Origin of the sequence: Frankia sp. EI5c (assembly GCF_001636565.1) — a bacterium.
In the GTDB taxonomy this organism is placed as follows: domain Bacteria; phylum Actinomycetota; class Actinomycetes; order Frankiales; family Frankiaceae; genus Parafrankia.
The window spans coordinates 1-5181 of sequence record NZ_LRTK01000109.1 but is presented as its reverse complement, the minus strand read 5'-3'; the positions used below and the strand labels follow the sequence as shown (position 1 = coordinate 5181).

Sequence of the window (5181 nt, the reverse complement as noted above, 5' to 3'; positions counted from 1 at the left end):
CACCCAGCGGCCGATCCAGGACCCCTCCAAGCGAGCGGGGACCGTCGCCAACCAGAGCCCGGCCAGTGGCAACGTCAGCCGCGGTGCCACCGTGACCCTCTTCGTGGTGCAGGAGGGCCAGCAGACGCCGACCGCGCCGGCCACGACCCGCGGCACCGGCGAGCCCGAGGTGACGCCGACACCGGAGACGACGACACCGCCGCCGAACACCACGCCCCCGGCGACCACCCCGCCGGCGACCACGACCGCACCGACGCAGGGCAGCCAGACACCGCTGAGTCTCGGGCGGTTCCGCAACAGCGGCTGAGTTCGGTCACGGCCTCGGGGCAGCCAGCCCGCCCCGAGGCCCGGTCAGGCGAACGCGGCCAGGCGCAGCGTCTCGACCTCGGCGGACAGCGCGGGCGCGAGCCGCAGTGCCGCCCCGCCGTCACCGCAGGCGTCGAGCCAGCGGGCCAGCATCAGGTGCCCACCCTGGGTCAGTACCGACTCGGGGTGGAACTGGACGCCTTCGAGTGGCAGCTCACGGNGCCGCATGGCCATGACGACCCCGCTCTCGGTGCGCGCGGTCACCTGAATCTGGTCGGGCAGGGTGTGCTCCTCCACGGCCAGTGAGTGATACCGCGTCGCGGNGAAGGGCGAGGGAAGATCGGCCAGCACGCCGACGCGCTCATGATGGACGATCGAGGTCTTACCGTGCAGTAGCTCCGGCGCGCGGTCGACCGTGGCGCCGTAGGCGACACCGAGCGCCTGATGCCCCAGGCAGACGCCGAGCATCGGCAGGCCGCGGTCGGCACAGGCATGCNCCATCGGGATGCTCNCCCCGGCGGCCTCGGGTGTGCCCGGCCCCGGGGAGAGCANGACACCGTCGACACCGAGCCCGTCAAGCTCGGCCGGGTCGATCTCGTCGTTCCGCCGGACCACACACTCGGTCTCCAACTGGCCGAGGTACTGCACCAGGTTGAAGACGAACGAGTCGTAGTTGTCGACGACCAGGATCCGCATCGGACCTCCCGGGGAGCACGGCACCCGGTGGGTCGGCCGCCGGGCGGAGCGGGAAACCGGGCGCGGTGTGCGCCCTCGGGTGCTGGATCCATCCTGCCTGACNGCAGGGCCCGCCCGAGACCCGCCGGCCGCGGTCAGCCGACGTCGGTCAGCGGGCCACCGCTGTAGGCGGGCACGACAAGGTCCGCCTCGGCCGTGACGCGGTACCCGAGACCGTAGGCCGTCACGTAGTCCCGGTNCAGCTGAACCCGGGGATCGGTGTCCAGCGCGTCGTACAGCGCCACCTGATCGCCGATGGCGCTGATCCGGAAAGGCGGTGAGTACACCCGGCCCGCCAGCAGCAGCGTGTTGCCCACACACCGCACCGCCGTCCGGGGGGTCACCCGGTGGCCCATGATGGCCATGGCCTCGGCGCCACCCGACCACAGCGCGTTCACCACGGCCTGCACGTCCTGCTGGTGCACGACCAGGTCGTTCGGGCCGGGCGAGCGCACCCCGGCGGGCAGCGGCCGCCCCCGGCTCTCCCGCGGGGCGTCGTCCAGCTCGATGGTCACCGCGGGCCCACGCACGGCGGTGAGCCCCACCTGGGCCGCGAGCTCGGCACGCCGAAGGAGCGGATCCGCCGGAGTGGGCGCGGCGGCGGCCGGTGTGGGAGGTGTCGGCGAGGGTGTGGCACGGACACCGGGAGACACTGGAGCGGTCGCCAGCGCGTCCAGTCCGGCTCGGACCCGCTCCTCGTCCTCGGCGAGGCGCCGGCGGTCCTCGGCCGCGAAGGCCGCGGCGCTGACGACACCCGCTCCCCCCGCCCGCCCCCCGGCGGGAGCTGTCACCACCGCCGCGGCCACGAGCGCACTGACACCCGCGGCCAGCACGCCGGCCGAGACCCGCCACAACATCGGCCGCCCGCGCCCGCCAGCCTGCCCGACGGCACCGCCGAGCCCCGCGGCACCGCCGGGTTCCGCCTGGTCCGCCGCCGCTGTCTGGTCTGCCGTTCTGCCGGTCATGTCATCCCGCCGGTCAAGTCGTCCGTCGTGCTCCGGGCCTTCGCCATCCCGCCCGGGCACCGTCGTCCTCGTTCCGCCGCAGGCTACGCCCCGGATCACAACGCGATCACCGTTGGCGGGCCGCCCGACGCGGGACACGGCGGCGGCGCCCGCACGGCTTCCACCCGGTCACCATGTCTACCCTGGTGACGAACTTCCCGATGACGCCGGTCAGGTGACCTGCCCGGCGCGCCGGGCGAGCCTGGTCACGAGGAGTCCGCAGTGCCCGAATCCCGACGCCGGAAGCCAAAGAAGACGACGGCGCCCGCCCCCCAGGGCAGCACCCGCACGCCGAAGCGCAAGCCGCCGTCACCGCCGTGGTTCGGCGCGATGATCCTGGCGTTCTTCCTGATCGGCATCGCCTATCTGTTGGTCTACTACTTCTCCAACGGCGGCGTGCTGGGGATGGAGAGCCTCGGCGGCTGGAACATCCTCATCGGTTTCGGGTTCGTGGTCGTCGGCCTCGCGGTGTCGACCCAGTGGCGCTGACCGCGCGATGACACCGGCCACCCGGTGGCGCGTACCGCCCTGGCGGCGGTCCGCACCATCGGTGTGACTTGCATCGGTGTCATTCATCCACAACCGTTGTCCACAATGTGGATATCCATCGCCCGGAACCCTTATGCCCGACCTGCCAACCCCGCGCCAGGGGGTCATCCGGTGGGTGCCGGTCGGGAGTAGGAGTAGGAGTCACCACCCTCGGCCCTGATCACGTACATGACAGCGTTGATCAGTGCCAGGTGGGTGAACGCCTGCGGGAAGTTGCCCAGGTGGCGGCCATCTGCCNGGTCGAGCTCCTCCGCGTACAGATCGAGCGGGCTCGACAGGCTGAGCAACCGTTCGCAGAGCTGGNGCGCCCGGGTCACCTCACCGATCTCCACCAGCGCCGAGACCAGCCAGAACGAGCAGATGAGGAAGGCACCCTCCTCGCCCTCGACCCCGTCGTCGGTCTCGTCGGTGCGGTACCGCAGGACGAGGCCGTCCACCGTCNGTTCGTCCGCGATGGCCAGCACGGTCGCCTTGACCCGGTCATCCGTCGCCGGCAGGAAACCGAGCAGCGGCACGAGAAGCACCGAGGCGTCCAGCGACGTCGAGCCGTAGTACTGGGTGAACACCCCGCGGTCGTCGAGACCGTTGGCCAGCACGTCGGCATGGATCTCGGCGGCGATCCCGCTCCACCGCTCGGCGGCGGTGTGGTCCCCGCGCATCTGGGCGAGCCGCCGGCCACGGTCCAGCGCCACCCAGCACAACATCTTCGACGTNGTGAAATGCCGCGGCTCGCCGCGGACCTCCCACATCCCCCGGTCGGGCTCCCGCCAGTGGGCCGCGGCCGCCTCGACCAGGCGCACCAGCACCGGCCAGAGCCGCTCGGAAAGATAGTCCCGCGAGCGGGTGTGCAGATAGACCGAATCGAGGATGACCCCCCACACGTCGTGCTGGCGCTGCTTCGCCGCCTCGTTGCCCACCCGGACGGGGGTGGCGCCGTCGTAGCCGGAAAGGTGTCCGAGAATCTCCTCGTCTATCCTCGGCTCGCCGCCGACCCGGTACATGACCTGGAGGTCGTCGGCGTTCTCGGCGATATCGGCGATGAACGAGAAGAAGTCGTTCGCCTCGTAGTCCAGACCCAGCGTGTAGAGCCCCCAGAGCGCGAACGTCGAATCCCGGATCCAGCTGTAGCGGTAGTCCCAGTTGCGTTCACCCTGGGGCGTCTCCGGCAGTGAGGTCGTCGCGGCGGCGAGCAGCGCGCCGGTCGGGGCGTAGGTGAGCCCCTTGAGCGCGAGGGCACTGCGCTGCAGGTGCCCGCGCCATGGATGGTCCGGGAACGTCCCGCGGGACAGCCACTGCCGCCAGAACTCGGTGGTGCTCTCCACCGCCGCGCAGGCCTCCTGGTAGCTGTGGGGCAGCAGCGGGTCCTCCGCGCGCCAGGTCAGGGCCACGAATGCGGTGTCCCCCTCCCGCAGGGTCGTCCTCGCCAGGGCGCGGCGCCCGTCGAACCCTAGGCGCAGATCGGTGCGCAGCCGCAGCGAGNCGGCCGACGACGGGTCGGTACGCGAACCGGCGTGGGAGATCGCTCCGGTCGAGTAGTCCTCGCCTTCGTACCGCCACGACTCCGGACTCCGCCNGTAGTCGAAGTTGGGCTCGCAGACGAGACTCAGATCGACGTCGCCGTGCTCGCAGCGCGCGAGGCGTAGCAGCACGTGGTCGGCGTCCCAGTCCCCGGGCGTGCGGCGGTGGGTCCGGGAACGCCGGTGGGTCCGGTGCCACTTGCCGACAACCAGGCAGTCCGTGACGATCAGCCAGCCGGTCGGTGTCTGCCAGGTGGTCTCCAGGACGTTGGTGCCCGGCAGGTAGCGCCGCCCGGCCGGGATGAATGTCCGGTCCGGTCCGAAGCGGAAGCCGCCCGCGGAGCGGTCGAGGACCGCGCCGAAGACACTCGGCGCGTCCGGCCGCGGCACGCACATCCACTCCACGTTGCCACTCGGCGCCACCAGGCAGTTCGACTCGCAGTCGGAGAGGAACCCGTACTCGGCGATCGGCGGGAACGGGCTGCCCCCACCGCGTCGCGTAGGTATGTTCGCCACCGTTCCCCCTTCGCCACGCCAACCGCTCGACGCGGCCAGACGCGGCTCGGCTCCGCGACGGGTCGCGGGCCCATAGCCTGCCGGCCGACCGTCTCGANCGAGATCGACACTTCAGGTAAAGCCAAGAACGCGAATCGTAACCACGACTTGNGGTCACGCAAGCGCCCGTGCCGTTGCGTCGCCAAGGTGACACTCCCGCCCGAGCGGCGGCGGCAGCGGGTGGGCGGGACGGACGGCGGGGGGGACGAACGGTGGGCGGCACCCGTGGTTGGCTGAGGGAATGACCATGCAGACGGCCGAGCACTCGTGGTCCCCCGCGCTCAAGCGGTGCGTGGTCTGCGCGGCGGGCGGGGTCCTGCTGCTCGTCGTCGCGGCGGTCGAGGACCTTGCCTGGCGGGTGGCNTCGCTGGACAACGCCGGCCGCCTGCTCGTCNGGCTGGTCGGACTGGGCCTGGTGGGTCTGGGCGGCCGTGACGCCGTGCGCCGGCCGATGCTGCGGCTGACGGCGGGCGGCCTCGACTACGTGGACGGACTACACCGACGGCACCTGCTGT

Annotated in this window: 3 protein-coding genes and 11 pseudogenes; 2 read left to right on the top strand and 12 right to left on the bottom strand. The window is 71.8% G+C overall.

Features of this window, described 5'->3' with window-relative positions:
- Nucleotides 1–307, top strand: a pseudogene (locus UG55_RS29280) (serine/threonine-protein kinase); the annotation flags it as partial.
- A gap of 44 nt (nucleotides 308–351) precedes the next feature.
- Here the strand turns inward: UG55_RS29280 and UG55_RS43690 are convergent.
- From UG55_RS43690 to UG55_RS25085, 6 genes and pseudogenes are all read right to left on the bottom strand, one after another.
- Nucleotides 352–526 (bottom strand): annotated as a pseudogene (locus UG55_RS43690) (aminodeoxychorismate/anthranilate synthase component II); the annotation flags it as partial.
- 1 nt (nucleotide 527) lies between these two features.
- Nucleotides 528–629, bottom strand: a pseudogene (locus UG55_RS43685) (aminodeoxychorismate/anthranilate synthase component II); the annotation flags it as partial.
- A 1-nt stretch (nucleotide 630) separates the two neighbouring features.
- Nucleotides 631–802 (bottom strand): annotated as a pseudogene (locus tag UG55_RS43680) (gamma-glutamyl-gamma-aminobutyrate hydrolase family protein); the annotation flags it as partial.
- 56 nt (nucleotides 803–858) lie between these two features.
- A pseudogene (locus tag UG55_RS43665) lies at nucleotides 859–1002 on the bottom strand (aminodeoxychorismate/anthranilate synthase component II); the annotation flags it as partial.
- A gap of 134 nt (nucleotides 1003–1136) precedes the next feature.
- Nucleotides 1137–1240: pseudogene (locus UG55_RS43660) on the bottom strand (hypothetical protein); the annotation flags it as partial.
- Between the two features lies 1 nt (nucleotide 1241).
- A partial coding sequence (locus UG55_RS25085; RefSeq protein WP_242425092.1) for a DUF881 domain-containing protein occupies nucleotides 1242–2006 on the bottom strand: 765 nt, incomplete at its 3' end.
- A 261-nt stretch (nucleotides 2007–2267) separates the two neighbouring features.
- Between UG55_RS25085 and UG55_RS25080 the strand changes: the two genes are divergently transcribed.
- Nucleotides 2268–2534, top strand: coding sequence for a cell division protein CrgA (locus UG55_RS25080; RefSeq protein WP_066073987.1), 267 nt, complete (start codon nucleotides 2268–2270; stop codon nucleotides 2532–2534).
- A 164-nt stretch (nucleotides 2535–2698) separates the two neighbouring features.
- On the opposite strand, the pseudogene UG55_RS48230 reads toward UG55_RS25080, so the two are convergent.
- From UG55_RS48230 to UG55_RS43640, 6 genes and pseudogenes are all read right to left on the bottom strand, one after another.
- Nucleotides 2699–2831 (bottom strand): annotated as a pseudogene (locus UG55_RS48230) (hypothetical protein); the annotation flags it as partial.
- Between the two features lies 1 nt (nucleotide 2832).
- Nucleotides 2833–2897 (bottom strand): annotated as a pseudogene (locus UG55_RS48225) (hypothetical protein); the annotation flags it as partial.
- A gap of 1 nt (nucleotide 2898) precedes the next feature.
- Nucleotides 2899–3035 (bottom strand): annotated as a pseudogene (locus UG55_RS43655) (glycoside hydrolase family 15 protein); the annotation flags it as partial.
- A gap of 1 nt (nucleotide 3036) precedes the next feature.
- A pseudogene (locus UG55_RS43650) lies at nucleotides 3037–3307 on the bottom strand (glycoside hydrolase family 15 protein); the annotation flags it as partial.
- Between the two features lies 1 nt (nucleotide 3308).
- Nucleotides 3309–4073, bottom strand: a pseudogene (locus UG55_RS43645) (glycoside hydrolase family 15 protein); the annotation flags it as partial.
- A 95-nt stretch (nucleotides 4074–4168) separates the two neighbouring features.
- A partial coding sequence (locus tag UG55_RS43640) for a trehalase-like domain-containing protein (protein ID WP_242425091.1) occupies nucleotides 4169–4627 on the bottom strand: 459 nt, incomplete at its 3' end.
- Nucleotides 4628–5181: the final 554 nt, after the last annotated feature.